Raw genomic sequence first — 26,499 nt, forward strand, 5'->3', positions numbered from 1 at the left:
CGCACCCGCCCCACAAGCCGCATCGCCGAGGTATCAGACGCCCGTCCCGTCCCTTCCGGGAGACCCGCGGCGCGTATGGCACCCTCCCCGCGAACCCCCGAAGGGCGTCGGCTAGGGTTTGGTCCGCATAAACATCCAAACCCCTGCCCGACGCAGGGCGGCGACCGACCAGCGAGAAGGCCGCAGCCGACCGCGCGGGCGAGACTCTCGGGAAGGCGCTACGTGAGTCCCAACGGCTCCGACCGCTCGCCGCGGCGCCCGATGCGGCGGAAGCTGCTGCAGGCACTGACCGCGGGCCTGGTCCTGGCTACCGCAACCGGTTGCACATACGAGGACTTCCCCCGCCTTGGTATGCCCACCCCGACCACGGAAGAGGCTCCGCGGATCCTCTCCCTGTGGCAGGGATCCTGGGCTGCCGCGCTCGCCGTGGGCGTGCTGGTGTGGGGTCTGATCCTGTGGAGTGCGATCTTCCACCGGCGCAGCCGCACCAAGGTCGAGGTCCCTCCACAGACCCGGTACAACATGCCCATCGAGGCGCTGTACACGGTGGTTCCGCTCATCATCGTCTCGGTCCTCTTCTACTTCACGGCCCGTGACGAGTCGAAGCTCCTCAGTCTGAAGGAGAAGCCCGACGTCACGATCAACGTCGTCGGCTTCCAGTGGAACTGGGGCTTCAACTACATCGAGCCCGTCGCCGGTTCCACCGGTGACGCGAAGACCGACAAGAACCTGGACGCGATTCCGAAGAGGTTCAAGGACGCCTTCCCGGCGAACGCCGGCGGTGTCTACGACGTCGGTACGCCGGCCACCAGGAACCCGCAGACCGGCAACCCCGGCCCCACCCTGTGGCTCCCCAAGGGCAAGACGGTCCGCTTCGTCCTCACCTCGCGTGACGTCATCCACTCCTTCTGGGTGGTGCCGTTCCTGATGAAGCAGGACGTCATTCCGGGCCACACCAACGCCTTCCAGGTGACTCCCAACCGGGAGGGCACCTTCATGGGCAAGTGCGCCGAGCTCTGCGGCGTCGACCACTCCCGGATGCTGTTCAACGTGAAGGTCGTCTCCCCCGAGCGTTACGAGCAGCACCTCAAGGACCTCGCCAAGAAGGGGCAGACCGGTTACGTTCCCGCGGGCATCGAGCAGACGGCCCATGAGAAGAACCGGGAGACGAACAACCTGTGAGCATCCTCAACGAACCTCAGGGTGCCGCGGCAGCAGGGTCCCACTACGAGGACGAGCTGCCGGTCAGGCGCCAGAACCGCGGCAGCGTGGTCATCAAGTGGCTGACGACCACTGACCACAAGACGATCGGGACGCTGTACCTGGTCACGTCGTTCGCGTTCTTCTGCATCGGTGGCGTGATGGCGCTGTTCATGCGCGCCGAGCTGGCCCGTCCGGGCCTGCAGATCATGTCGAACGAGCAGTTCAACCAGGCGTTCACGATGCACGGCACGATCATGCTGCTGATGTTCGCGACGCCACTGTTCGCCGGTTTCACGAACTGGATCATGCCGCTGCAGATCGGCGCGCCCGACGTGGCGTTCCCGCGGCTGAACATGTTCGCCTACTGGCTGTACCTGTTCGGCTCGACGATCGCCGTCGGCGGCTTCCTCACCCCGCAGGGTGCGGCCGACTTCGGCTGGTTCGCCTACAGCCCGCTCTCGGACGCGGTCCGCTCGCCGGGCATCGGCGCCGACCTGTGGATCATGGGTCTGGCCTTCTCCGGCTTCGGCACCATCCTCGGCGCGGTCAACTTCATCACCACCATCATCTGCATGCGCGCCCCCGGCATGACGATGTTCCGCATGCCGATCTTCGTGTGGAACGTGCTGCTGACCGCGGTCCTGGTTCTGCTCGCCTTCCCCGTGCTGGCCGCCGCGCTGTTCGCGCTGGAGGCGGATCGGAAGTTCGGCGCTCACGTCTTCGACTCGGCCAACGGCGGCGCCCTGCTGTGGCAACACCTCTTCTGGTTCTTCGGCCATCCAGAGGTGTACATCATCGCGCTGCCGTTCTTCGGCATCATCTCCGAGGTCATCCCGGTCTTCTCCCGCAAGCCGATGTTCGGCTACATGGGCCTGATCGCGGCGACCATCGCCATCGCCGGCCTGTCCGTGACGGTGTGGGCCCACCACATGTACGTCACCGGCGGCGTGCTGTTGCCGTTCTTCTCCTTCATGACGTTCCTCATCGCCGTACCGACCGGCGTGAAGTTCTTCAACTGGATCGGAACGATGTGGAAGGGGTCACTGAGTTTCGAGACCCCGATGCTCTGGGCCACCGGCTTCCTGATCACCTTCACCTTCGGTGGTCTGACCGGTGTCATCCTGGCCTCGCCGCCGATGGACTTCCACGTGTCGGACTCGTACTTCGTGGTGGCGCACTTCCACTACGTCGTCTTCGGCACCGTGGTCTTCGCGATGTTCTCCGGCTTCCACTTCTGGTGGCCGAAGATGACCGGCAAGATGCTGGACGAGCGCCTCGGCAAGATCACGTTCTGGACGCTGTTCATCGGCTTCCACGGCACCTTCCTGGTCCAGCACTGGCTGGGCGCCGAGGGCATGCCGCGTCGGTACGCGGACTACCTCGCGGCCGACGGCTTCACGGCCCTGAACACGATCTCGACGATCAGCTCGTTCCTGCTCGGCCTGTCGATCCTGCCGTTCCTCTACAACGTGTGGAAGACGGCCAAGTACGGCAAGCCGGTCGGCGTCGACGACCCGTGGGGCTACGGCCGCTCGCTGGAGTGGGCGACCTCCTGCCCGCCGCCTCGGCACAACTTCCTCACGCTGCCGCGGATCCGCAGCGAATCCCCGGCGTTCGACCTGCACCACCCGGAGATCGCCGCGCTCGACCAGCTGGAGAACGCCGGCCACGGTGACAAGGCGCTGGCCGGCAACGGCGGCAAGGAGGCCGGCAAGTGAAGATCCAGGGCAGGATGTTCATCTGGCTGAGCGTCTTCATCCTCGTCATGGCGATCGTCTATGGCGTGTGGTCGAAGGAGCCGGCCGGCACGACGGCCCTCTTCCTGGCCTTCGGTCTGTCCGTCATGATCGGCTTCTACCTGGGCTTCACGGCCAAGCGGGTGGACGCCGGCGCGCAGGACAACAAGGAAGCCGACGTCGCGGACGACGCCGGTGAGGTCGGGTTCTTCAGCCCGCACAGCTGGCAGCCGCTCGCCCTCGCCGTCGGCGGCGCGATGGCCTTCCTCGGTGTGGCGATCGGCTGGTGGCTGCTGTACTTCTCGGCACCGCTGATCCTGATCGGCCTCTGGGGCTGGGTCTTCGAGTACTACCGCGGTGAGAACCGCACCCAGTAGCACAACGCGAGCTCCGTGGAGCCCGGACACTCCGTGAGGAGCGTCCGGGCTCCTGCTTTTGCCGCATGCTCCGTACCTCGTTCGAGTTACCCAGCGCGCCATGCTTGACAAAGCTTCCTAGCTTGAGGTCATGAGCCATCCAGAGCCCTTTCGCGGCGCGGGAGCACGGACGGTCGTCAGCTGCATAGTGTTGCTGGCCGCCCTCGGTTCCGGTGTCGCCGCCTGCAGCAGCGACAACGACTCGCTGTCCGCCGAGCCCTATGACGCGGCGGACCAGATCGCCTTCAACGGCCCCGGGGACGACAAGAAGGCCGACCCCGACAAGCCCCTGGAAGTCACCGCCGAGGACGACGGCCGGATCACGGACGTGACGGCCCTGGACGCCACCGGACGCTATGTGGCGGGCGAACTCTCCGCCGACGGCACCCGCTGGCACAGCACCTCTCCGCTGGCCGCCAACGCCCACTACAAGATCCGGGTGAGCACCGAGGACGAGGACGGGGCGCCCGGTCGCAAGACCTTCACCTTCACCACCGGCAAACCCACCACCCAGAAGCGCCTGAACGTGACGTTCGGGCCGAAGGCGGGCGAGTACGGCGTCGGCCAGCCCATCACCGCCAAGCTGAGCAAGCCGGTCAAGGACAAGGCACAGCGGGCCGTCGTCGAACGGGCCCTCAAGGTGGACTCCACCCCCGCGGTGCAGGGAGCCTGGTACTGGGTGGACGACAAGGAGCTCCACTACCGGCCCAAGGAGTACTGGCCCGCCCACGCCGTCCTCCAGGTCCGCAGCAACCTGGAAGGCATCAAGATCAGCGACCGGCTGTGGGGAGGCAAGGCCAAGTCGCTGAAGCTGACCACGGGCGACAGTGTCATCGCGGTGACGGACGCCGCCTCACACCAGATGACCGTCTACAAGAACAACGAGGTCATCAAGGAGATCCCGGTCACCACGGGCAAGCCCGGCTTCGACACCCGCAACGGTGTCAAGGTCGTACTGGGCAAGGAGTACTTCGTACGTATGCGCAGTGCCACCGTCGGCATCTCCGAGGGCTCCTCGGACTCCTACGACCTGCCCGTCTACTACGCGACCCGGGTCACCTGGAGCGGCGAGTACGTCCACGCCGCCCCCTGGTCGGTCGGCTCCCAGGGCTACGCCAACGTCAGCCACGGCTGCACCGGCATGAGCACCGCCAACGCCCAGTGGTTCTTCGAGACCGTCCGTGAGGGCGACGTGGTGAAGGTCATCAACTCGGACGGCAACACCATGGAGACCTTCGGCAACGGCTTCGGCGAGTGGAACCTCGACTGGGACAAGTGGCGCGGCGGCAGCGCCCTGACAGCCGGCGGCGACTCGCAGGGCCCGGACACGCAGGAAGCGGCAAGACTGAGGCCGCAGAGCGTCTAGCGCCACCTCGGCGGCAGCGAGCCCACGGCCAGGAGTCCAGGGGCAGCGAGCCCACGGACAGGGGGCGCCCTCAGTCGCCCGAACAGGCAGGCAGGGGCGCCCACGGCGCCCGAGCCCACAGGGGCGCCCTCAGGCGTTCAGAGCCTTCTTCTCCCGCAGCAGCCCGGCCAGCGCCGCCGCGAACTCCACCGGATCCACCGGCAGCGTCACAGCGGCCTCCGCACGGCTCCAGGTGGCCAGCCACGCGTCCTGGGGCCGGCCGATCAGCAGGAGCACCGGCGGGCAGTTGAAGACCTCGTCCTTGATCTGCCGGCAGACCCCCATGCCGCCCATCGGCACGGCCTCGCCGTCCAGGACGCAGACATCGATGCCGCCCCTGTCCAGCTCCTTGAGCACGGCCGCCGGCGTCGCGCACTCCACGAACTCCACCACGGGCACATCCGGTGCGGGCCTGCGCCCGGTGGCCAGCCGCACCTGCTCGCGGGTGTTGGAGTCGTCGCTGTAGACCAGCACCGTGGCGGTCGGCTGCATGCTTCCTCCGTGACTTCGGCGTCGTACGGACCCAGACGGGCTCAGCCCGATGCCGCGGATGCTACTCCTTCGAGCACTTCGTCAACACCTGGCGTCACACCGCTCCCATGGTCCATCCGGGCACCGCACGAGCTGCGAACACTCCGAACGGCACCCCCGGGAGTGAGGGCGGGATAAGCGACCGACATAATGTCGGGCGTGGCGACAGCAACGACAGTAGACACCGGGCACGCGCACCCGTCGGTCAACCGACCGAACCTCACCAGCGTCGGAACCATCATCTGGCTGAGTTCCGAGCTGATGTTCTTCGCGGCCCTCTTCGCGATGTACTTCACCCTGCGATCGGTGACGGGTCCTGATCACTGGAAGGAGATGGCGCACGCTCTCAACGTGCCCTTCTCGGCGACGAACACCACGATCCTGGTGCTCTCCTCACTCACCTGCCAGCTCGGCGTGTTCGCCGCCGAGCGCGGTGACGTGAAGAAGCTCCGTGGCTGGTTCATCGTCACCTTCATCATGGGTGCGATCTTCATCGGTGGTCAGATCTACGAGTACACCGAGCTGGTGAAGAAGGACGGGATCTCCCTGTCCTCCGACCCGTACGGCTCGGTGTTCTACCTGACCACCGGCTTCCACGGCCTGCACGTGACGGGTGGCCTCATCGCCTTCCTGTTCGTCCTCGGCCGCACCTACGCGGCGAAGAGGTTCACGCACGAGCAGGCGACCGCCGCGATCGTCGTGTCCTACTACTGGCACTTCGTCGATGTCGTCTGGATCGGCCTCTTCGCCACGATCTACCTGATCAAGTAGCACGGGACCGCTCCCGCAATTCCAGAAGCATCGACGCAGAAGATCCTGACACCGGGGTAATCCGTGAAAAAGCTCTCCGCACGACGACGCCATCCGCTGGCGGCGGTCGTCGTACTACTCCTCGCGCTGGCATGCACCGGGGGGCTGTACGTCCTGTTCGCACCCACGGACAAGGCTGCGGCCGACGAAACCGCCCAGTCGCTTGCCATCACCGAGGGCAAGAAGCTCTACGCCGTCGGCTGCGCCAGCTGCCACGGGACCGGCGGTCAGGGCAGCAGTGACGGTCCGAGCCTCGTGGGCGTGGGCGCCGCGGCCGTCGACTTCCAGGTGGGAACCGGTCGTATGCCGGCCCAGCAGCCAGGCGCGCAGATCCCTAAGAAGAAGAACATCTACACGCAGGCCGAGATCGACCAGCTCGCGGCGTACATCTCTTCCCTGGGTGCCGGCCCGTCCGTTCCGACCGACGCGCAGTACGGCCCGCAGGGCGCCGACATCGCCAAGGGCGGTGAGCTGTTCCGCACCAACTGCGCGCAGTGCCACAACTTCACCGGCAAGGGCGGCGCGCTCACGCACGGCAAGTTCGCACCGGACCTCGAGGGCGTCAACCCGAAGCACATCTACGAGGCCATGCAGACCGGCCCGCAGAACATGCCCTCCTTCCCGGACAGCACGCTGTCGACGCAGAATAAGAAGGACATCATCGCGTACCTCGACGCGGTCAACGGTGACGACACCGAAAGCCCCGGCGGTCTCGAGCTGGGCGGACTCGGTCCGGTCAGCGAAGGCCTGTTCGCCTGGATCTTCGGCCTCGGCGCGCTGATCGCGGTCGCCGTCTGGGTCGCCGCTCGGACCGCAAAGGCCAAGAAGTCATGAGTAGCCAAGACATTCCAGAAGAGAACCTGCCGGCGGAACAGCCCGCCGGCCACAGCGAGCACGGGCACGGCGCGGTAGGCGTCGCGGACGAGAAGAACCCGTTCGCCGACCCCGGCCTGCCGCCCCACGAGCACCGCGTCCAGGACATCGACGAGCGGGCCGCCAAGCGGTCCGAGCGTGTGGTCGCCTTCCTGTTCACGGTGTCGATGCTGGCCACCGTCGGCTTCATCGCCTCGTATGTGACCATCCCGCACGACAAGGCGATCTTCGTCTTCCCGATCGGGCACATCAACGCGCTGAACTTCGCGCTGGGCCTGACGCTGGGCACGGCGCTGTTCACGATCGGCGCGGGCGCGGTCCACTGGGCCCGCACCCTGATGTCCGACGTCGAGGTCGCCGACGAGCGTCACCCGATCTCGGCTTCCCCCGAGGTCCGCGCGAAGGTCCACGCGGACTTCCGGGAAGGTGCCAAGGAGTCCGCGCTCGGTCGCCGCAAGCTGATCCGCAACACGATGTTCGGCGCGCTGGCCCTGTTCCCGCTGTCCGGCGTCATGCTCCTGCGTGACCTCGGACCGCTCCCCGGGACCAAGCTCCGCCACACCCTGTGGTCCAAGGGCAAGCTGCTCGTCAACATGAACACCAACGAGCCGCTGCGGGCCTCCGACGTCGCGGTCGGTTCGCTGACCTTCGCCAAGCCCGAGGGCCTGGAGGAGCACGACGAGGAGTTCCAGACCGAGATCGCCAAGGCGGCCCTGATGATCGTCCGGATCCAGCCGGACAACATCAAGGACAAGCGCGAGCTCGAGTGGTCGCACGAGGGCATCGTCGCGTACTCGAAGATCTGCACCCACGTGGGTTGCCCGATCTCCCTGTACGAGCAGCAGACGCACCACGTGCTGTGCCCCTGCCACCAGTCCACCTTCGACCTCGCCGACGGCGCCAGGGTGATCTTCGGCCCCGCCGGTCACGCCCTGCCGCAGCTGCGCATCGGCGTGAACGACCAGGGCTACCTCGAGGCGCTCGGCGACTTCGAAGAGCCCGTCGGTCCTGCATTCTGGGAGCGCGGATGAGCACTACGAAGTCCACCGACGCGCGCGACCCGCGCGGGAAGGCACCGGCCGGCGAGAAGGTCGCCGACTGGGCCGACGGCCGACTGGGGATCTACTCCCTGGCCAAGTCCAACATGCGCAAGATCTTCCCCGACCACTGGTCGTTCATGTTGGGTGAGGTCTGCCTCTACAGCTTCATCATCATCATCCTCACGGGTGTGTACCTGACGCTGTTCTTCCACCCGTCGATGAACGAGGTGGAGTACCACGGCAGTTACGTCCCGCTGCAGGGACAGCTGATGTCCGAGGCGTTCAACTCGACCATGCACATCTCCTTCGATGTGCGCGGTGGTCTGCTGATCCGGCAGATCCACCACTGGGCGGCGCTGATCTTCCTCGCCGGCATGTTCGTGCACATGATGCGCGTGTTCTTCACGGGCGCGTTCCGCAAGCCGCGTGAGGTCAACTGGCTGTTCGGCTTCCTGCTGTTCGTCCTGGGCATGTTCACCGGCTTCACCGGCTACTCGCTCCCGGACGACCTGCTGTCCGGCACCGGTGTCCGCTTCATGGAGGGCGCGATCCTGTCCGTGCCGGTCGTCGGCACGTACCTGTCGTTCTTCCTCTTCGGCGGTGAGTTCCCGGGCGGCGACTTCGTGGCCCGCTTCTACTCGATCCACGTACTGCTGCTGCCGGGCATCATGCTCGGCCTGCTGGTGGCGCACCTGATCCTGGTCTTCTACCACAAGCACACGCAGTTCGCGGGCCCCGGAAAGACCAACAACAACGTCGTCGGCATGCCGCTGCTGCCGGTCTACATGGCCAAGGCCGGAGGCTTCTTCTTCCTGGTCTTCGGTGTCATCGCTGCCATCGCGGCGATCGCCTCGATCAACCCGATCTGGTCGATGGGCCCCTACCGTCCCGACCAGGTGTCCACGGGCGCCCAGCCGGACTGGTACATGGGCTTCTCCGAGGGCCTGATCCGTGTCATGCCGGGCTGGGAGATCAACTTCTGGGGTCACACGCTCGTCCTGGGTGTGTTCATTCCGCTGGTGATCTTCCCGCTGGTCCTGGTCGCGATCGCGGTCTACCCGTTCATCGAGTCCTGGGTCACCGGCGACGAGCGCGAGCACCACATCCTGGACCGGCCGCGCAACGCCCCGACGCGGACCGCGTTCGGTGTCGCGTGGATCACCTGGTACATGGTGCTGCTGATCGGTGGTGGAAACGACCTCTGGGCCACCCACTTCCACCTGTCGATCAACGCCATCACCTGGTTCGTGCGGGTCGCGTTCTTCGTCGCCCCGGTCCTGGCGTTCCTCGCCACGAAGCGGATCTGCCTCGGCCTCCAGCGCCGCGACAAGGACAAGGTGCTGCACGGCCGCGAGTCGGGCATCATCAAGCGCCTGCCGCACGGTGAGTTCATCGAGGTGCACGAGCCGCTCAGCCAGGAGCAGCTGCACACGCTCACGGCGCACGAGCAGTACAAGCCGGCCGAGATCGGCCCGACGGTCGACGAGAACGGCGTCGAGCGCAAGGTGAAGGGCTCCGAGAAGCTCCGCGCCAAGCTCAGCGAGGCGTACTACGGCGAGGAGGCCCAGATCCCCAAGCCGAGCGTCGAGGAGTACAAGGAGATCACCAGCGGCCACGGCCACCACTGATCGCGTCGCCACACCACGGCAAGGGCCCCCGTCCGGTCTTCGGACGGGGGCCCTTCGCCGTGCCCGGCGCTGGATAGGGTGGACCCGACGAGAAGAACGGTGTCCCCGGCGTACGGGACCGACCCAGGAGCGGCTTATGAGCGCTGTGACCCCCGCTGGAGGCGACACCGCGGCGGGCCGTTCCTGGCCCGAGGTGTTGAGCGCGCTGCTCGGCGGCCGGGATCTGAGCGCCGGTGACACGGCGTGGGCCATGGACCGGTTCATGAGCGGTGAGGCCACGGACGCGCAGATCGCGGGCTTCATGGTGGCGCTGCGGGCCAAGGGCGAGACGGTCGAGGAGATCACCGGTCTCGTCGAGGCGATGTACGCGCACGCGCAGCCGCTGGACATCCCCGGACCCGCCGTCGACATCGTGGGCACCGGCGGCGACCGGGCCAAGACGGTCAACATCTCGACGATGTCCGCCATCGTGATCGCGGGCACCGGGGCGAAGGTCGTCAAGCACGGCAACCGGGCGTCGTCCTCGGCGAGCGGATCCTCCGACGTGCTGGAGAAGCTCGGCATCAACCTGGACCTGTCGCCCGAGGGTGTGGCCCGGGTGGTCGAGGAGGCCGGGATCACCTTCTGCTTCGCGGCCAGGTTCCACCCCTCGATGCGGTTCGTCGGCGCGGTCCGGCGGGACCTGGGGATTCCGACGTCGTTCAACCTGCTCGGTCCGCTGACCAACCCCGCCAAGGTCACCGCCTCGGCGATCGGCTGCTTCGACACCCGGATGGCGGGGCTCATCGCCGGTGTACTGGCCGAGCGCGGCTCGTCCGCGCTGGTGTTCCGCGGCGACGACGGTCTCGACGAGCTGACCACCACGGCCACCTCCCGGGTGTGGATCGTGCGCGACGGCAAGGTCAGCGAGGAGTCCTTCGACCCGCGGCACGTCGGCCTCGATCTGGTGCCGGTGCAGGCGCTGAGAGGCGCCGACCCCGCCTACAACGCCGAGGTCGCCCGCCGTCTCCTGGACGGCGAGCGGGGTCCGGTACGGGACGCGGTCCTGCTGAACTCGGCGGCGGCACTGGTGGCGCTGGAACCGACCGGGGCGCCGCTGACGGAGCAGATCCGGGCCGGCATGGACAAGGCGGCCCAGTCCATCGACTCCGGCGCGGCCAAGCGGACGCTGGAGCGCTGGGCGGCGGCCAGCAACGCCTGAGGACGTGGCGATGTCCCGCGATCCGGACACGGGTTGCGGGACCACGATCACGTCGCGTACGTTTTTGGCCAGGTCATGAGTGACAGTCATGAGGCCCCGGCCGACTGTCCGGCAACCCTCCGTCCGTGGCGGGGTGCCCCGGGTGAAGACCAGGCCGTAGGCAGCGAGGTCTACGGCAAGCGCGGACCCCTCGCACTCTTCTGAGTGAGCGCACCAGGGGTCCTGGTCGTCGAGGAGCCTTCCGTGAGCCAGCGAATGCGATAGGGCCGCAGAGCCCCGCCTCCGCACCCCTTTTTCTCACCTTCACCCGCGCTTGAGCCGTATCCGCTCGCGTGGTGTTTCCAGCTGCCTCTCACGGGAGTTCGCCATGTCTGTCCCCACCGTTGCCTCCGCCCAGTCCGTTCGCAGTGACATTTCGGGTGCGCTGCCCGTTCTGGGGCGGGATGTCACCGTCCCGCTCGTCACCGGCGGCGAGGTCACCTACGCGGCGCTCGACTACGCCGCCAGCGCGCCCGCCCTGCAGCGCGTCTGGGACGACGTGGCCGCCTACGCGCCCTACTACGGCAGCGTGCACCGCGGCGCCGGCTACCTGTCCCAGCTCTCCACGGACCTCTTCGAGAACGCCCGCCGGACCGTCGCCGAGTTCCTGGACTGCCGAGCCGACGACCAGCTGATCTTCACCCGGTCCACCACCGACTCCCTCAACCTCCTCGCCGCCGCGCTTCCGGCCGACTGTCAGGTCTTCGTCTTCGAGACCGAGCACCACGCCTCGCTGCTGCCCTGGCAGGACGCCCGGGTCAGCTACCTCGACGCCCCGCGCACCCCCGAGCAGGCGGTGGCCACCCTGGAGCGGGCGCTGGCCGACCGGGACCCGTACGGCCCGGCCCTGGTCTGCGTGACCGGCGCCTCGAACGTCACCGGGGAGCTGTGGCCGGTACGGGAACTGGCGGCCGCCGCGCACGCCCACGGCGCCCGGATCGTCCTGGACGCCGCCCAGCTGGCCCCGCACCACCCCGTCTCGGTGCAGGACCTCGACGTCGACTGGATCGCCTTCTCCGGGCACAAGCTGTACGCCCCCTTCGGCTCCGGCGTGCTGGCCGGGCGGGCCGACTGGCTGATCGCGGCCGACCCGTACCTCGCGGGCGGCGGCGCCAGCCGCAAGGTCACCCGGCGCGAGGACGGGGGAGTGGACGTGGAGTGGCACGAGAGCGCCGCCCGGCACGAGGCCGGCTCGCCCAACGTCATCGGCGCCTACGCCATCGCCGCCGCCTGCAAGGCGCTGACGGAAGCCGGGTTCGACACCCTGGTTGCCCGTGAGCGGCACCTGATCGAGAAGGTCACCACCGGCCTCGCCGAGGTGCCCGAGGTCCGGGTCCTGTCCCTGTTCGGGGACGACGCCCCCCGGGTCGGCGTGATCTCCTTCGTCGTCGATGGCTGGAACAGCTCCCACTTCGCCGCCGCGCTCTCCGCCGAGTACGGCATCGGCGTCCGCGACGGCCTCTTCTGCGCCCACCCGCTGGTCCGCACCCTGCTCGGCAGCGATCCCCAGACCCAGGGCGAGTGCGGCGCCCCCGAGGCCGCGCCCGGCGAGAAGTCGTTGAACGCCATCCGGGTGAGCTTCGGCGCGGGCACCCCGGACGAGCACGTGGAGCGCTTCGTCACCGCGGTCCGGGAGCTCGTGCGGGAGGGTGCGAAGTGGCGCTACCGGACCGAGGACGGCCGCTGCGTCCCGGCCGTGTGAGAAGGGTTCCGCCGGTCAGGAGTCCAGCCCGATCGCGAACGCCGCCTCCAGGTCGTGCTGGGAGTACGTACGGAACGCCACGTGGGTGTCCGTGCCCTCCACCCCGGGGATCTTGCTGATCCGGCCGGGGATGACCTCCGCCAGGTCCTCGTGCCGCCGCACCCGCACCATGGCGATCAGGTCGTACGTCCCGGTGACCGAGAAGACCTCGCTCACGCTCTCCAGCGAGGCGATCGACTCGGCGATCTCGGGGATCCGGTCCACGCTGGTCTTGATGAGCACGATCGCGGTGATCACGGCTGGTTCTCTCCCTCGGGGGCCGGAGCTGGGGTGGATCTCACTGTAGTCCCACGTCGAAACCGCACCCACGCGTAACCGAACCCCAGCCCGAACCCCATCAGGTGCGCCAGGTACGCCACCCCCGGCCCCGAGGCCGCCCGGCCCGCCGCCAGCCACTGCAGGGCCGCCCAGAAGGGGAGGACGACCCAGGCGGGGAAGCGTAGCGGCAGGAAGAACAGAAAAGGCAGGAGACTGGTCACGCGGGCCCCGGGGAACAGATACAGGAACGCTCCGAGGGCCGCCGAGATCGCCCCGGACGCGCCGACCAGGGACTGCTCGGAGTCCGCGTTGGCGGCGGCGTAACCGAGCAGGGCGAGGTAGCCGCAGCCGACGTAGAAGAGGGTGAACTGGAGGCGCCCCATGCGTTCCTCGGTCATCACCCCGAAGACGTAGAGGAAGAGCATGTTGCCCAGCAGGTGCACCCAGCTGCCGTGGACGAACAGGGCGGTGGCGGGCGTCAGCGCGGCTCGTGGCGACCCCTCGAACAGCTCGGTCGGGACCACGCCCCAGCGGTGGAAGTAGGCCCGCTGAGCGGTGAGCAGCGTGTCACCGGAGCCGTACACCGGATTCAGGCCGGCGGCCGGACCGAGCAGGAAGAGCAGGCAGCACAGGGCGATCAGCCCGTATGTGACCGGTGCCGACGACCACCGGACCGATCTTCGGGCCTTGTCGACCGCTTCGCTCCAGTTGCTGACCATGGACACAGAGCATGACGTAAGGGGACGCAACGGACGAGGCCGCCTCGCCGCCGTGGACGCCCGAGCGGCGAGTACGCGCCAGGCCGTAGGGTAACGAGCCACACGTGCCGGGAGTCCGGCGCGTCGTCGACACTGGAAGCACCCGGAAGTACCGGCACCATAAGTACTGACATCAGAAGGAAGCGAACAGTCACGATGACGGTTCCCCTGCCGACCACCACGACACGGTGGCGCTGCACCCTCTGCGGCAACCTCACCCGCTTCGATGTGACCCGCTCGTCGAAGGTCGTCGAGTACGTCCACCTCGACCTCGCCGGAGAGCCGAACGTCGAGGAGCGTGACGTGGTGAGTGAGACCATCGAGTCGGTGCGCTGCCGCTGGTGCAACGCCGTGGACAAGGTGGAACTCGTGGACAGGCCGGGCACCGGCTCCTGAGGATGGGGGTCCCCCCGCTCGAGCGAAGTCGAGAGTGGGGGAGGGCCCCGAAAGGCATTGGGGTGACGATGGTGGAGAGCACGGGCGGGGGGCCGGCCGACGGCGCCGCTGAGGTGCTCGACCGTCCGCTGCCCGACGGTGTGCGCCGCAGGGTCGTGCAGATCGTCTCCGACGGGTTCGGCGGGCTGACCGTCGCGGAGCTGCCGGCCCAGCTGCGGCAGTACGCCCGGTTCGCGCCGAACCGGCGCGCCAAGTTCGCCGGCAACGCCATGGCCGCCGCCCTGGAGAGCGATCCGCTGTTCCGGCAGCGCATCGGGGAGAAGTTCAGAGAGGCGCAGCCGGAGCTGTCCGGCGCTCTCGACTCCGGCTCGCCGCCCCCGGCCGCGGACCCGCTCGATGTGGCGGCCGCGGCCTATGTTCTGCGGCCCACCGACTGGGTGAAGCTGGTGACCGCGGCCGGCGAGGAGGCCCAGCGGGCCGACGCCGAGCGGGTCGAGGAGGAGAACCGGGCCGAGCTTGAGCGGCTGCGCGAGGAACTCGACCGGGCCCGTGAGCAGACCCGGACCGAGACCGAGCGGCTGCGCACCGAGCTGGATTCGGCCAAGAAGGAAGCCGAGTCGCTGCACCGCAAACTGCGCGCGGCGCTGAGTGACGTCAAGCGGGGCGAGGCGGCGCTGCGCAAGGCGCACGGCGAGATGGAGACCCTGCGTTCCGAGGGGCAGTCCCAGCTGTCCGCCGCCGAGAGCGAGACGCGGCGGCTGAAGGCGCGCCTCGGGGAGGCGGAGGCGGGCCTGGAGGCCACCCGCCGGGCGGCCCGGGAGGGGCGCAGCGTCGAGGACATGCGGGTACGGCTGCTCCTTGACACGCTGCTCGACGCGACCCAGGGGCTGCGCCGGGAACTCGCGCTGCCGCCGGTGTCGGTGCGGCCGGCGGAGACCGTCGACGCGGTCGAACCGGGACGGATGACCCCGAAGGACATCGCCGCGCGGGCCCTGTCCGAGAACGACCCCGCGATCCTCGACCAGTTGCTCGCGCTGCCGCAGGCCCATCTGGTCGTCGACGGCTACAACGTCACCAAGACCGGCTATCCCCAGATGCCCCTGGAGAAGCAGCGGCTGCGGCTCCTCGGGCAGCTCTCGCAGCTGGCCGCGCAGACCGGCGCCGAGGTGACCTGTGTCTTCGACGGGGCCGAGCTGGCCGCGCCGGTGCTCCTGGCGCCGCCGCGCGGGGTGCGGGTGCTGTTCTCCAAGCCGGGTGTCACCGCCGACGAGTTGATCCGCCAGCTGGTGCGCGCGGAGCCTCCGGGGCGTCCGGTCATCGTCGCCTCGACCGACCGTGAGGTGGCCGACGGGGTGGCCCGGGCGGGGGCGCGGCCGGTCGCTTCTGCGGTGCTTCTCAAGCGGCTGTCCTGAAGGTCAACGTACGGCCGTGATGCCCGAATTGAGGGCATCGTCGCGCAACGTAGCGTCAACCGGGCGTCACTGCATGTGGGTTGTGAGCAAAGAATGCATGGTGTGACGAGATTTTTCTCTTGAGGATTTGAACTGATCACAAGAGGGTCACTAAGGTCTGCACTCGAACCTCCGAGCGGGTGATCACTCAAAAGAAGGAGTTCACCTCCGTGGCGTCCCATCGTCGACCCAAGCAACCGAGCCGTGCGCGCGTGACCGTGCTGACCACGGCAGCCGCTGCCGCCGTAGCTCTGAGCTCGCAGGCCGCCAATGCCGCGCCGAGCGAGAAGCCGAGCAAGGACGAGGTCAAGGCCAAGGTCGACAAGCTCTACGAAGAGGCTGAGGCAGCCACCGAGAAGTTCAACGGGGCCAAGGAGAAGCAGGAGAAGCTCCAGAAGGAGATCTCCACCATCCAGGACAACGTCGCCCGCGGCCAGGACGAGCTCAACGTACTGCGCGACTCCATGGGCCTGGCGGCCGCCGCCCAGTACCGCACCGGCGGCGTCGACCCCTCACTCCAGCTGTTCCTGTCGTCGAACCCGGACGACTACCTGGACAAGGCCTCCACCGCCGACCAGCTGAGCGCTCAGCAGGTCGAGGCGCTGAAGAAGATCCAGGAGAAGCAGCGCGAGCTCGCGCAGGAGCGCTCCGAGGCGTCCGAGAAGCTCAAGGACCTCGCCTCCACCCGCACCGAACTGGGCAACAAGAAGAAGGAAGTCCAGGCGAAGCTCTCCGAGGCGCGCACGCTCTACAACTCCCTGACCGCGGCGGAGAAGGCCAAGCTCGAGGCCGACCAGGAACGCGCCAGCCGCGACAGCGGGCGTGAGGTCCTCGGCTCCAGCACCGCCGCCTCCGGCCGGGCCGGGGCGGCCTACGCCTGGGCGCAGAGCCAGCTGGGCAAGCCGTACGTCTACGGCGCCACCGGCCCCGGCTCCTACGACTGCTCGGGCCTCACCTCGGGTGCGTACGCGGCGGCCGGCGTCGGCATCCCGCGCACCTCCGAGGCGCAGGCGAACATCGGGACGAGGATCTACTCGCAGAGCCAGCTCCAGGTCGGCGACCTGGTCTTCTTCTTCAACGACCTGCACCACGTGGGTCTCTACGCCGGCAACGGCCAGATCATCCACGCCCCGCGCACCGGCACGGTGGTCCGCTACGAGTCGATGGGCACCATCGGGGGCCCGTTCATGTTCGGCGTCCGGGTCTGACGGTCCGCCCCGGACCGCCGTCGCGAACTCCTGGAAGATCAACACACCTTGCCGCCCGAACGGGCGAATCACGATGAGGTGAACTGACCCCGCGCCCCGCCCATGACCTGCGTCTGAGGCGGGGCGCCGCTTTATTCGCCCGCCGAGGTCTTTGGTGAGGCCCCCCGCCCGGGGCTACTGTCTGCCGCGTTTCCTTGTCCGCCAGTCGGAAGGAGTTCGGCTTCCCGTGGGGTCCCATCGCCGCCTTGCACCGTCCGGGTTCGACCGGGGCGCCGGTGCAGCGCTCTGTGTCATGTCAGCCGCGGCCGCGGCCCTCGGCGTTTTCCCGGCCACCTCGGCCGTCGCCGCACCGCGCGACGACACCCGTGCCGAGGTGGACCGTCTCTACGAGGAGGCCGAGAAGGCCACCGAGGCCTTCAACAAGGCCGACGAGAACGCCGACGCGCTGCGTACCGAGGTCGGCGGTGCCCAGGACCGGATCGCCCGGCAGCAGGAGCGCATCAACTCCATGCGGGAGGCGCTCGGTTCGCTGGCCGGAGCCCAGTACCGCTCCGGCGGCCTCGACCCCTCCCTCGCGCTGCTGTTCTCCGACGACCCGGACGACTACCTCGACAAGGCCGCCGTCCTCGACCGGATCAGCGTCCACCAGGCCGGGGCGCTCAAGGACCTCCAGACGGCGATGCGTGAACTCGCCCAGGAACGCTCGGAGGCGATCCGCAAGCTCGGCGAGCTGGACAAGAGCCGCAAGGCCGTCGTCTCCCACAAGCGGACCGTCGAGAAGAAGCTCGCGAAGGCCCGGCGGCTGCTCGACTCCCTGCCGACCGAGGAGCGTGCCGCCTACGACACTGTCTCCCGCTCCGGCCGCGCCGGCCTGCCCGACCTCGGGAGCGCCGCGCCGGCCTCCTCCCGGGCCGAGGCCGCCATCGCCGCCGCCCGCTCCGCGCTCGGCAGACCGTACGTCTGGGGCGCCAACGGGCCCTCCGGCTTCGACTGTTCGGGCCTGATGCAGTGGTCGTACGCGCAGGCCGGTGTCGCCCTGCCGCGCACCTCGCAGGCCCAGCGTTTCGCCGGCCGTCAGGTCCCGCTGTCCCAGGCCCGGCCCGGTGACCTGGTCACCTACCGCAACGACGCCAGCCATGTCGCGATGTACATGGGCAACGGCCAGGTGATCCACGCGCCCTACCCCGGGGCCCCGGTGCGCTACGACCCGGTGAACATGATCCCGGGCGCGACCGTCACAAGGGTCTGACCGCGCGGCCACGCCCCCGTACGATCGGGGCGTGGCAGGTCGAGGGCGGGCGGGGTCGGGGCGTGGAGTCGTCGGGTGGTGCCTGGCGCTGCTGATGGTCCTGGTGGGCTGCGGCGGCCGGCCCGCCACCGACAGCGCGAAGGCCGAGGTGCAGCGGGTCCTCGACCGGCGGGCCACCGCGGTGCTCGACCGGGACCGGGCGGCGTTCGTGCGGACCGGCGCGCTGAGCTGGTTCGGGAACCTCGGCGCGGTCCCGCTCGCCGCCTGGTCCTACCGGGTCACCGCCCTGCACCGCACCGGCGACACGGCCACCGCCGACGCCGAACTCGGCTACCGCGTCCAGGGCTACGACCGGGCCCCGGTCATCGCGGGCCGCACCCTGACGCTGTCCCGGGACGCGGGCGGGCAGTGGTACGTGGACGCGGAGCGGCCCGCCCGGAAGGCCTCCCAGCAGCTGTGGGACCAGGGCGAGGTGATCGCCGTACGGGGAAAGCACAGCCTGGTCCTGGGGGTCGGACAGAGCAGTGAGACGCTGCACTCCTACGCGGACCTGGCGGACCGCGCGGTGCCCGCCGTGTCGGACGCGTGGGGCACGCACTGGGCCGGGCACGTCGTGGTCCTGGTACCGAAGTCGCTGGCCGGCATGGCGGGGCTGCTCGGCTCGCCCGCCTCCTCGTACCGCGGGATAGCGGCCGTGACCACCGGCGAGACCGGTGCCCAGACGCGGGCGCCCGCGGACCGGATCATCGTCAACCCCGAGGCGTACGGCGTGCTCGGCCCGCTCGGCAAACAGGTCGTGCTCACCCACGAGACCACCCATGTCGCCACCCGCGCCGACACCACGCCCGCGACGCCGCTGTGGCTGTCCGAGGGGTACGCGGACTGGGTCGGCTACCGCGACAGCGGGCGTACCGCCGCGGAGGCCGCGCCGGAGCTGCACGAGTCCGTGGGGGAAGGCGAGGTGCCCGACGCCCTGCCGTCCGACCGGGACTTCGGCTTCAGCGGGGCCGCGACGGGGCTGGCAGAGGCCTACGAGGGCGGCTGGATGGCGTGCCGGATGATCGCGGGCCGGTGGGGCGAGGTACGGCTCGGCGAGTTCTACCGGGCCGTGGGCACGCATCAGAAACGGGCGGGCGCGGTCGAGGACGCGATGAAGAAGGTGCTCGACACGACACCGGAGGAGTTCACCGCGCGGTGGCGGGACTACCTGCGGGAGGAGCTGAGCTGAGGCGGCTCCCCGCCGGCTCAGGAGGAGGCGGACGCCTCCTGGGGGTGGGCGGGCTCGTCGGGGGGCAGCGGCGCGGCCGGCTTCGGGACCGTCGCGCGCCACAGGACGCGGGCGGCGGCGATGCCGGCGAGCACCAGCAGGCCGTTGCGTACGGCGAGAAGGGTGACGCCGAGCGGGTCGCTCGCCACGACGTGGGCGAACCAGAGAGGGAACTCCAGCACCGTCACGAAGCACGCCGCCAGGACCAGGACCGCGGGCACACCCATCCGGCTCGCCCGGAAACACAGGCAGACCGCCGCCAGGCCCACCAGCCACACCAGGTACTGCGGGCTGATCACCCGGCTGGTGGTGGTGAACATCAGCACCGCCACGAACGCCGTGTCGGCCATCGTGTGCGCCTCGAACCGGGTCGCCAGCAGCCGCCACAGCAGCAGCCAGCCGAAGGCCATGCCGGTCAGCGCGAGCGCGGCCGTGCTCACGATGGTCACCCACGGGCCGAGGAACTCGACCGAGCCGTAGTTCAGCTGCACCTCGCCGCCCCAGCCGTGGTGCCGGGCCACATGGAAGACGAGGGAGCCGAGCGACTCCACCTCGGTGCCCCGGTCGCGCTGGAAGGTCAGGAAGGCGAAGGCGCCCGGCATCGTGACGGCGAACAGCGCGGCCAGCCCGGACACGGTCACCGCCGCTGCGGCCCAGACGCGGCGGGTGCGGACGCCGAGCAGCAGCAGCGCTGGCCACACCTTCAGCATCGCCCCGAAGCCCGCGAGGGCGCCCATCAGACGCGGGTGCCGGGACCCGGCGAGCAGGGCGGCGACCGCGACCGCGGTGACCATCACGTCGTAGCGCGCGTATCCGGTCGGGCCGAGCAGCGGGACGCCCGCCACCCACACCCAGGCGCCGCGCAGCCGCTTGTCCGGGCGCCGGCCCGCGTACACCAGCAGCGCCAGCACGACCAGGTCGGCGAGGAAGGCGAGGACGAAGAAGGCGGAGGTGTAGTCCAGGCTGGGCAGCAGCGCGGGGGAGAGGATGGCGAGGGCGGCGGCGGGCGGGTACTGCCAGGTGACGTCGTCCAGCGGGAAGGTGCCGGTGCGCAGGACGTTGTACCAGTCCTGGTAGATCACCGACACGTCGCTGGTGACGTCCGGGCCGGGGAAGACGTACACCTTGAACACCACGAGCAACAGCAGCAGCCGGGTCACGCCCCAGGTGAGCAGCAGGCCGGTCAGTGACCGCCGCGCGCCTGTCGTCTCCACGTGATCCCCTGCCGTTCGATTTCCTGTCTTGAGGGGAACATGATGTCCTGCCCCGCTGTGAGCGTGCCACAGACGCGAGCCCGGACGGCCGTGAGCGGCCGGTTCGGTAGGGTCGGCCGCGATGGACAAGACTCTCGTCGTCACCAACGACTTCCCGCCCCGACCCGGCGGGATCCAGGCGTTCCTGCACAACATGGCGCTCAGGCTCGACCCCGAGCGGCTGGTCGTGTACGCCTCCACCTGGAAGCGCGGCCGGGAGGGGGCCGAGGCGACGGCCGCCTTCGACGCGGAGCAGCCCTTCACCGTCGTACGGGACGCCACCACGATGCTGCTGCCGACGCCCCGGGTGACCCGGCGGGCCGTCGGCCTGCTGCGCGAACACGGGTGCGGATCGGTGTGGTTCGGGGCGGCGGCGCCGCTCGGCCTGATGGCGCCGGCGCTGCGGAAGGCGGGCGCCGGGCGGCTGGTGGCCACCACCCACGGACACGAGGCCGGGTGGGCGCAGCTGCCCGCGGCCCGGCAGCTGCTGCGCCGGATCGGTGAGTCCACGGACACCGTCACCTACCTCGGCGAGTACACCCGCTCGCGGATCGCGACGGCGCTGACGCCGGACGCGGCCGGGCGGATGACGCAGCTGCCGCCGGGGGTCGACGAGAAGACCTTCCACCCGGGCTCCGGCGGCGACGAGGTCCGGGCCCGGCTCGGGCTGACCGACCGGCCCGTGGTGGTGTGCGTGTCCCGGCTGGTCCCGCGCAAGGGGCAGGACACGCTGATCCTCGCCATGCCCCGGATCCTGGCCGCCGAGCCGGACGCCGTGCTGCTGATCGTCGGCGGCGGCCCCTACGAGAAGGACCTGCGGCGGCTGGCCCGGGAGACCGGGGTCGCCGGCTCGGTCCGCTTCACCGGCTCGGTGCCCTGGTCCGAGCTGCCCGCGCACTACGGCGCCGGGGACGTGTTCGCGATGCCGTGCCGGACCCGGCGGGGCGGGCTCGACGTCGAGGGGCTCGGGATCGTGTACCTGGAGGCCTCGGCGACCGGGCTGCCCGTCGTCGCCGGTGATTCCGGCGGCGCTCCCGACGCGGTCCTCGACGGCGAGAGCGGCTGGGTGGTGCGCGGCGGCTCGGTGGAGGAGGCCGCGGAGCGGATCGTGGTGCTCCTCGGGGACGCCGGTCTGCGCCGGCGGATGGGGGACCGGGGGCGCGCGTGGGTCGAGGAGAAGTGGCGCTGGGACCTGCTAGCCGAGAGGCTCAGGGCGCTGCTGTGACGGAGACTCCGCAAAGACCCTTACAAAGGTCCGATCCAAGTCCGCCACAGCTCTAGGCGGAACCCGAAAATCCGCACATGCTGCGCACATGACAGCAAAACTGATGCAGCGTCAGCTGACGAGACGTCACATACTGGGCATGGTCGCCCTGCAGACCGCCGCCACCCTCGGCTTCACCCGTGTCGGCCTCCAGTCGGCCCGGGCCGCCGAACCCGACTCGGTCGAAACCGCCCCCGCGATCGTCGTCGGCTCCGGCTACGGCGCCGCCGTCGCCGCTCTCCGACTCGGTCAGGCCGGCATCCGCACCGTCATGATCGAGATGGGCCGGCTCTGGAACACCGCGGCTTCCGACGGCAAGGTCTTCTGCTCCACCACCGCCCCGGACCAGCGCTCCATGTGGTTCCGCACCCGCACCGAGGCGCCGCTGGCCTCCTTCCTCTGGCTGGACGTCGTCAACCGCGACATCAGCCGCTACCCCGGCGTCCTGGACCGGGTGCACTACGACAACATGTCCGTCTTCGTGGGCCGGGGGGTCGGCGGCGGCTCCCTGGTCAACGGCTCGATGGCGGTCACCCCGCTCCAGTCCTACTTCGCCGAGCAGTTCCCCACCGTCGACGCGACGGAGATGTACTCCACGTACTTCCCGCGCGCCCGCGCCATGCTCGGCGTCAACAGCGTCGACCCCGCCTGGTTCGAGTCGACCGAGTGGTACCAGTTCACCCGCGTCTCCCGGAAGCACGCCGCGAACGCCGGGCTGAAGACCACCTTCGTACCCAGCGTCTACGACTTCGGCTACATGCAGCGCGAGGCGGCCGGCACGGCGACGAAGTCGGCCCTCGGAGGGGAGGTCATCTACGGCAACAACTACGGCAAGCGCAGCCTCGACAAGTCGTATCTGGCGCAGGCGCTGGGCACCGGCAACGTCACGATCCACACCATGGAGAAGGTGCGCGCGATCAGCCGGGCGAACGACGGGACGTACGTCCTCACCGCCGACCGCATCGACGACACCGGCGCGATCGTCGAGACCAAGCAGTACGGCTGCACGTACCTCTTCCTCGGCGGCGGCAGCGTCGGGACCAGCGAACTCCTGGTCCGGGCGCGGGCGACCGGCACGCTGCCCAGGCTGGACGCGAGTGTCGGGGCGGGCTGGGGCACCAACGGGAACGTGATGCTCGGGCGGGCCAACCATCTGTGGGACACCGTCGGCGCCAACCAGTCGACCATGCCGGTGATGGGCATCGACGACTGGGCCAACGCCGCCAACCCGGTCTTCGCCGAGATCGCCCCGCTGCCCGCGGGGCTGGAGCACTGGGTCAGTCTCTATCTGGCGATCACCAAGAACCCGCAACGGGCGTCGTTCTCGTACGACAGCGGCACCGGCGGGGTACGGCTCGGCTGGTCCGCCGCCCAGAGCGCGGTCTCCGTCAGCATGGCCAAGAAGCTGTTCGACCGGATCAACGCGGCGAACTCGACGATCTACCGGTACGACCTGTTCGGTTCCTCCAACAAGATCTTCGCCGACGACTTCACGTACCACCCGCTCGGCGGCTGCGTGCTGGGCAAGGCGACCGACAACTATGGCCGGGTGAAGGGGTATTCGAAGCTGTACGTCACCGACGGCTCGCTGGTGCCCGGATCGATCGGGGTGAACCCGTTCGTGACGATCACCGCGCTCGCCGAACGGACGATGGCGCGGGTCCTGGTGGAGGACACCGCGCCATGAGCCGTCGTCGGACCGGGATGGGCTACTTCTGGTAGATGGCCTCGATCTCGGCCGCGTAGTCCTTCGCCACCACGTTGCGCTTGAGCTTGAGGGACGGCGTGAGGTGGCCCGAGTCCTCCGTGAACTGGGAGGAGAGAATGCGGAACTTCCGCACCGATTCCGCCTTCGACACCGCGGCGTTGCCGTCGTCGATCGCGGCCTGGATCGCCGCGTTCAGGTCCGCGTCGGCCAGCAGTGACGCCGCGGTGGAGCCGGCCGGCTTGCCGTGCTCGGCGGCCCAACGGCCCAGGAACTCGTCGTCGATGGTGATCAGCGCGCCCACGAAGGGCCGCCCGTCGCCGACCACCATGCACTCCGCCACCAGGGCGTGCGCCCGGATCCGGTCCTCGATCACGGCCGGGGCCACGTTCTTGCCGCCCGCCGTGACGATGATCTCCTTCTTGCGGCCGGTGATCTTCAGATAGCCGTCCTCGTCGAGGGTGCCGATGTCACCGGTGTGGAACCAGCCGTCGGCGAGCGCCTCCGCGGTCGCGGCCTCGTTGTTCCAGTACCCCTTGAACAGGTGCTCGCCGTGCAGCAGCACCTCGCCGTCGTCCGCGATCCGCACCACCGAACCGGGCAGCGGCTGGCCGACCGTGCCGATCTTCTGGCGGTCCCACGGGTTGAAGGCGGTGGCGGCACACGACTCGGTCAGGCCGTAGCCCTCCAGGACCGTGAAGCCGATGCCGCGGAAGAAGTGTCCCAGGCGCTCGCCCAGCGGGGCGCCGCCGGAGATGGCGTACTCGCCCCTGCCGCCGAGGACCGCGCGCAGCTTGCTGTAGACGAGCTTGTCGAACGTCCGGTACTTGATCTTCAGCCCGAGGGACGGGCCCGACGCCGTGTCCAGCGCCTTGCTGTAGGCGATCGCGGTGTCCGCGGCCTTGTCGAAGATCTTGCCCTTGCCGTCCGCCTGCGCCTTGGCACGGGCCGAGTTGTAGACCTTCTCGAAGACCCGCGGAACACCCAGGATCAGCGTCGGCCGGAAGGCGGCCAGCTCGTCGGTGAGTTCCTTGATGTCCGGGACCATGCCCAGCTTGATCGGCGCCATCATGGGCGCGATCTGCACGAGGCGGCCGAAGACGTGCGCGAGCGGCAGGAAGAGCAGGACGGAGCACTCGCCGGTGCGGAACAGCGGGCGCAGCCGCTCCACGATGTTCCCGCACTCCGCGAAGAAGCTGCGGTGGGTGAGCACACAGCCCTTGGGACGCCCGGTGGTGCCCGAGGTGTAGACGATGGTCGCCGGGTCGTCGGCCTTGGCGAGCTGGCTGCGCTCCTCGACCGCCTCGTCGGTGACGTCCTGTCCGAGCCGCCCCAGCTCCTCCAGGCCACCGGCCTCGATCTGCCAGACGTGCTTGAGGGCGGGCAGGCTCTCCCGCACCGATTCGACGGTGGCCGCGTGGCCGCCCTGCTCGACGACGCAGGCGGTGGCGCCCGAGTCGCTGAGGATCCACTGGACCTGCTCCGGCGAACTGGTCTCGTACACCGGCACGGTGACCGCGCCCGCGCTCCAGATCGCGAAGTCCAGCAGCGTCCACTCGTAGCGGGTACGGGACATCAGGCCGACCCGGTCACCGGGCTGCACGCCGGAGGCGATGAGCCCCTTCGCGGCCGTGTGCACCTCGCTGAGGAACACGGTGGCCGTCACGTCCTGCCACGTGCCGCCCACCTTGCGGGCGATGACGGCGACGTCCGGGTGCTGCGCGGCGTTTCTCCGGACGATGTCGGTGAGATTGCCGTCCGCAGGGACCTCGTACAAAGCCGGAAGGCTGAACTCGCGCAAGACTGCTGCTCCTCATAGGGCGCCGGCGCCACGACGTTGTGTGATGCGACGGTCGGTCCAAGGCCCGGGCAGGTGCTCAAGGGCCTCACCCCGGGCCTTGGGGGGCTCGGTGGTTGAAATCCTGAGCACAACTGGACTGCCCGGACGTTACCCGTCGGTATCGCTTTCTCGACAGGGGCCCCGGAGAGATGTTCGCCGCGTCACACGGACTGCTGTTTTTTCGTGGTGTTTTCTTCGTGGTGTTTCTTCGCGCACAGTAGTCGACGCACTAACTGACTGGCCAGTAACCGCAAGTCCCGCCGCCACTGTTCACGTATGCCCCACACCCTTACGCTTGATCGTCATGGCACCCTCACGGCCCGGTAACGGCAGGACGCGCGTCCATGTGGTCAGCGACGTACACGGCAACGCCCATGACCTGGCCCGCGCCGGCGAGGGCGCGGACGCCCTGATCTGTCTGGGTGACCTCGTCCTCTTCCTCGACTACGCCGACCACTCGCGCGGGATCTTCCCCGACCTCTTCGGCGCCGAGAACGCCCACCGCATCGTCGAACTGCGCACCGCCCGCCGCTTCGAGGAGGCCAGAGAGCTGGGGGCCCGGCTGTGGGCCCAGGTCGCCGGGGACCGGGCGGACGTGATCGAGCAGGCGGTACGCAAGCAGTACGCCGAGTTGTTCGCCGCGTTCCCGACACCGACGTACGCCACCTACGGCAATGTCGACATGCCTCCCCTGTGGCCGCAGTACGCCGGGCCCGGCACGACGGTGCTGGACGGGGAGCGGGTGGAGATCGGGGGCCGGGTCTTCGGCTTCGTGGGCGGCGGACTGCGGACGCCCATGCGGACGCCGTACGAGATCAGCGACGAGGAGTACGCGGCGAAGATCGAGGCGGTGGGCGAGGTGGACGTGCTGTGCACGCACATCCCGCCGGAGGTGCCCGAGCTGGTCTACGACACGGTCGCGCGCCGTTTCGAGCGGGGCAGCCGGGCGCTGCTGGACGCGATCCGCCGCACCCGGCCCCGGTACGCGCTGTTCGGCCACGTCCACCAGCCGCTGGTGCGCAGGATGCGCATCGGAGCGACCGAATGCGTGAACGTGGGGCACTTCGCGGGCAGCGGAAAACCGTGGGCGCTGGAGTGGTGAGCGCTTCCCGGTGACCGGGGCGGACGGGGGATGAAGTCGGCTGGTCGGCCGCGCGGTAGCCTTCACGCTGCACACACGTGCGCAGGACGACCTCAGTACCGGCC

Annotated in this window: 23 protein-coding genes and 1 riboswitch; of the genes, 18 read left to right on the forward strand and 5 right to left on the reverse strand. The window is 69.3% G+C overall.

Annotation, left to right across the window (positions count from 1 at the left end; genetic code table 11):
* Positions 1 to 222 precede the first annotated feature (222 nt).
* From coxB to ACFYRY_RS12275, 4 genes are all read left to right on the forward strand, one after another.
* Complete coding sequence (coxB, locus tag ACFYRY_RS12260) at positions 223 to 1,182, forward strand: cytochrome c oxidase subunit II (protein ID WP_389143000.1); 960 nt, start codon at positions 223 to 225, stop codon at positions 1,180 to 1,182.
* Complete coding sequence (ctaD, locus tag ACFYRY_RS12265) at positions 1,179 to 2,921, forward strand: cytochrome c oxidase subunit I (RefSeq protein ID WP_389143003.1); 1,743 nt, start codon at positions 1,179 to 1,181, stop codon at positions 2,919 to 2,921. Before coxB ends, ctaD begins: the two co-directional genes overlap by 4 nt.
* Complete coding sequence (locus ACFYRY_RS12270) at positions 2,918 to 3,316, forward strand: cytochrome c oxidase subunit 4 (RefSeq protein ID WP_389143006.1); 399 nt, start codon at positions 2,918 to 2,920, stop codon at positions 3,314 to 3,316. Before ctaD ends, ACFYRY_RS12270 begins: the two co-directional genes overlap by 4 nt.
* A 130-nt stretch (positions 3,317 to 3,446) precedes the next feature.
* The gene (locus ACFYRY_RS12275; protein WP_389143009.1) at positions 3,447 to 4,721 is read left to right on the forward strand and encodes an Ig-like domain-containing protein; all 1,275 of its coding nucleotides are present in this window, start codon (positions 3,447 to 3,449) and stop codon (positions 4,719 to 4,721) included.
* 129 nt (positions 4,722 to 4,850) lie between these two features.
* Here ACFYRY_RS12275 and ACFYRY_RS12280 read toward each other — a convergent pair whose 3' ends face one another.
* The gene (locus ACFYRY_RS12280; protein WP_389143012.1) at positions 4,851 to 5,252 is read right to left on the reverse strand and encodes a hypothetical protein; all 402 of its coding nucleotides are present in this window, start codon (positions 5,250 to 5,252) and stop codon (positions 4,851 to 4,853) included.
* A 189-nt stretch (positions 5,253 to 5,441) separates the two neighbouring features.
* Here ACFYRY_RS12280 and ACFYRY_RS12285 point away from each other — a divergent pair, with 189 nt between their 5' ends.
* From ACFYRY_RS12285 to ACFYRY_RS12310, 6 genes are all read left to right on the forward strand, one after another.
* Complete coding sequence (locus tag ACFYRY_RS12285; protein ID WP_389143015.1) at positions 5,442 to 6,062, forward strand: heme-copper oxidase subunit III; 621 nt, start codon at positions 5,442 to 5,444, stop codon at positions 6,060 to 6,062.
* A 63-nt stretch (positions 6,063 to 6,125) separates the two neighbouring features.
* Positions 6,126 to 6,935: a c-type cytochrome gene (locus ACFYRY_RS12290; protein WP_389143017.1), complete on the forward strand. Its 810-nt coding sequence runs from the start codon at positions 6,126 to 6,128 to the stop codon at positions 6,933 to 6,935.
* On the forward strand, positions 6,932 to 8,005 hold the full coding sequence (locus ACFYRY_RS12295; RefSeq protein WP_389143020.1) for a Rieske 2Fe-2S domain-containing protein: 1,074 nt from the start codon (positions 6,932 to 6,934) through the stop codon (positions 8,003 to 8,005). Before ACFYRY_RS12290 ends, ACFYRY_RS12295 begins: the two co-directional genes overlap by 4 nt.
* Positions 8,002 to 9,642: a cytochrome bc complex cytochrome b subunit gene (locus ACFYRY_RS12300; protein WP_389143023.1), complete on the forward strand. Its 1,641-nt coding sequence runs from the start codon at positions 8,002 to 8,004 to the stop codon at positions 9,640 to 9,642. Before ACFYRY_RS12295 ends, ACFYRY_RS12300 begins: the two co-directional genes overlap by 4 nt.
* A 136-nt stretch (positions 9,643 to 9,778) precedes the next feature.
* A complete protein-coding gene (gene trpD, locus ACFYRY_RS12305; protein ID WP_389143026.1) occupies positions 9,779 to 10,843 on the forward strand; it encodes an anthranilate phosphoribosyltransferase in 1,065 nt (354 codons plus the stop codon).
* Between the two features lie 71 nt (positions 10,844 to 10,914).
* Positions 10,915 to 11,031, forward strand: a riboswitch (SAM riboswitch).
* A gap of 179 nt (positions 11,032 to 11,210) precedes the next feature.
* Positions 11,211 to 12,584: an aminotransferase class V-fold PLP-dependent enzyme gene (locus ACFYRY_RS12310; RefSeq protein ID WP_389143028.1), complete on the forward strand. Its 1,374-nt coding sequence runs from the start codon at positions 11,211 to 11,213 to the stop codon at positions 12,582 to 12,584.
* Between the two features lie 15 nt (positions 12,585 to 12,599).
* Here ACFYRY_RS12310 and ACFYRY_RS12315 read toward each other — a convergent pair whose 3' ends face one another.
* The gene (locus tag ACFYRY_RS12315) at positions 12,600 to 12,881 is read right to left on the reverse strand and encodes an Lrp/AsnC ligand binding domain-containing protein (protein WP_356776441.1); all 282 of its coding nucleotides are present in this window, start codon (positions 12,879 to 12,881) and stop codon (positions 12,600 to 12,602) included.
* Complete coding sequence (locus tag ACFYRY_RS12320) at positions 12,878 to 13,621, reverse strand: rhomboid family intramembrane serine protease (protein ID WP_389143031.1); 744 nt, start codon at positions 13,619 to 13,621, stop codon at positions 12,878 to 12,880. Before ACFYRY_RS12320 ends, ACFYRY_RS12315 begins: the two co-directional genes overlap by 4 nt.
* 195 nt (positions 13,622 to 13,816) lie before the next feature.
* Here ACFYRY_RS12320 and ACFYRY_RS12325 point away from each other — a divergent pair, with 195 nt between their 5' ends.
* From ACFYRY_RS12325 to ACFYRY_RS12345, 5 genes are all read left to right on the forward strand, one after another.
* The gene (locus ACFYRY_RS12325; RefSeq protein ID WP_389143033.1) at positions 13,817 to 14,056 is read left to right on the forward strand and encodes a hypothetical protein; all 240 of its coding nucleotides are present in this window, start codon (positions 13,817 to 13,819) and stop codon (positions 14,054 to 14,056) included.
* A gap of 68 nt (positions 14,057 to 14,124) precedes the next feature.
* Positions 14,125 to 15,468 carry an NYN domain-containing protein gene (locus ACFYRY_RS12330; protein WP_389143035.1) on the forward strand — a complete coding sequence of 448 codons (1,344 nt, stop codon included), beginning with the start codon at positions 14,125 to 14,127 and terminating at the stop codon, positions 15,466 to 15,468.
* A 209-nt stretch (positions 15,469 to 15,677) separates the two neighbouring features.
* Positions 15,678 to 16,715: an NlpC/P60 family protein gene (locus ACFYRY_RS12335; protein WP_389143038.1), complete on the forward strand. Its 1,038-nt coding sequence runs from the start codon at positions 15,678 to 15,680 to the stop codon at positions 16,713 to 16,715.
* A 226-nt stretch (positions 16,716 to 16,941) separates the two neighbouring features.
* Positions 16,942 to 17,964: an NlpC/P60 family protein gene (locus tag ACFYRY_RS12340; RefSeq protein WP_389143040.1), complete on the forward strand. Its 1,023-nt coding sequence runs from the start codon at positions 16,942 to 16,944 to the stop codon at positions 17,962 to 17,964.
* A gap of 31 nt (positions 17,965 to 17,995) precedes the next feature.
* Positions 17,996 to 19,192 (forward strand): hypothetical protein, encoded by a 1,197-nt coding sequence (locus ACFYRY_RS12345; protein ID WP_389143042.1) that lies wholly within the window; start codon positions 17,996 to 17,998, stop codon positions 19,190 to 19,192.
* A 17-nt stretch (positions 19,193 to 19,209) separates the two neighbouring features.
* Here ACFYRY_RS12345 and ACFYRY_RS12350 read toward each other — a convergent pair whose 3' ends face one another.
* The gene (locus ACFYRY_RS12350) at positions 19,210 to 20,445 is read right to left on the reverse strand and encodes a glycosyltransferase 87 family protein (protein ID WP_389143044.1); all 1,236 of its coding nucleotides are present in this window, start codon (positions 20,443 to 20,445) and stop codon (positions 19,210 to 19,212) included.
* Positions 20,446 to 20,566: 121 nt separating this feature from the next.
* On the opposite strand from ACFYRY_RS12350, the gene ACFYRY_RS12355 reads away from it, so the two are divergent.
* Both ACFYRY_RS12355 and ACFYRY_RS12360 read left to right on the forward strand, forming a co-directional pair.
* Positions 20,567 to 21,709 carry a glycosyltransferase family 4 protein gene (locus ACFYRY_RS12355; protein ID WP_389143047.1) on the forward strand — a complete coding sequence of 381 codons (1,143 nt, stop codon included), beginning with the start codon at positions 20,567 to 20,569 and terminating at the stop codon, positions 21,707 to 21,709.
* A gap of 139 nt (positions 21,710 to 21,848) precedes the next feature.
* A complete protein-coding gene (locus ACFYRY_RS12360; protein ID WP_389143750.1) occupies positions 21,849 to 23,435 on the forward strand; it encodes a GMC oxidoreductase in 1,587 nt (528 codons plus the stop codon).
* 22 nt (positions 23,436 to 23,457) lie between these two features.
* Here the strand turns inward: ACFYRY_RS12360 and ACFYRY_RS12365 are convergent, their stop codons facing one another.
* A complete protein-coding gene (locus ACFYRY_RS12365) occupies positions 23,458 to 25,254 on the reverse strand; it encodes an AMP-dependent synthetase/ligase (protein WP_389143049.1) in 1,797 nt (598 codons plus the stop codon).
* 385 nt (positions 25,255 to 25,639) lie between these two features.
* On the opposite strand from ACFYRY_RS12365, the gene ACFYRY_RS12370 reads away from it, so the two are divergent.
* Positions 25,640 to 26,395, forward strand: coding sequence for a metallophosphoesterase (locus ACFYRY_RS12370; RefSeq protein ID WP_389143753.1), 756 nt, complete (start codon positions 25,640 to 25,642; stop codon positions 26,393 to 26,395).
* Positions 26,396 to 26,499 lie beyond the last annotated feature (104 nt).

Source organism: Streptomyces sp. NPDC005263 (assembly GCF_042872365.1).
In the GTDB taxonomy this organism is placed as follows: Bacteria; Actinomycetota; Actinomycetes; order Streptomycetales; family Streptomycetaceae; genus Streptomyces.

What these genes read in the sequence shown, in the direction of transcription:
- trpD (WP_389143026.1), top strand. Translation starts at nt 9,779, where the DNA reads ATGAGCGCTGTGACCCCCGCTGGAGGCGACACCGCGGCGGGCCGTTCC.
- ACFYRY_RS12275 (WP_389143009.1), top strand. Translation starts at nt 3,447, where the DNA reads ATGAGCCATCCAGAGCCCTTTCGCGGCGCGGGAGCACGGACGGTCGTC.
- ACFYRY_RS12280 (WP_389143012.1), bottom strand. Translation starts at nt 5,252, where the DNA reads ATGCAGCCGACCGCCACGGTGCTGGTCTACAGCGACGACTCCAACACC.
- ACFYRY_RS12355 (WP_389143047.1), top strand. Translation starts at nt 20,567, where the DNA reads ATGGACAAGACTCTCGTCGTCACCAACGACTTCCCGCCCCGACCCGGC.
- ACFYRY_RS12295 (WP_389143020.1), top strand. Translation starts at nt 6,932, where the DNA reads ATGAGTAGCCAAGACATTCCAGAAGAGAACCTGCCGGCGGAACAGCCC.
- ACFYRY_RS12310 (WP_389143028.1), top strand. Translation starts at nt 11,211, where the DNA reads ATGTCTGTCCCCACCGTTGCCTCCGCCCAGTCCGTTCGCAGTGACATT.
- ACFYRY_RS12300 (WP_389143023.1), top strand. Translation starts at nt 8,002, where the DNA reads ATGAGCACTACGAAGTCCACCGACGCGCGCGACCCGCGCGGGAAGGCA.
- ACFYRY_RS12360 (WP_389143750.1), top strand. Translation starts at nt 21,849, where the DNA reads ATGGTCGCCCTGCAGACCGCCGCCACCCTCGGCTTCACCCGTGTCGGC.
- ACFYRY_RS12285 (WP_389143015.1), top strand. Translation starts at nt 5,442, where the DNA reads ATGTCGGGCGTGGCGACAGCAACGACAGTAGACACCGGGCACGCGCAC.
- ACFYRY_RS12330 (WP_389143035.1), top strand. Translation starts at nt 14,125, where the DNA reads ATGGTGGAGAGCACGGGCGGGGGGCCGGCCGACGGCGCCGCTGAGGTG.
- ACFYRY_RS12325 (WP_389143033.1), top strand. Translation starts at nt 13,817, where the DNA reads ATGACGGTTCCCCTGCCGACCACCACGACACGGTGGCGCTGCACCCTC.
- ACFYRY_RS12320 (WP_389143031.1), bottom strand. Translation starts at nt 13,621, where the DNA reads ATGGTCAGCAACTGGAGCGAAGCGGTCGACAAGGCCCGAAGATCGGTC.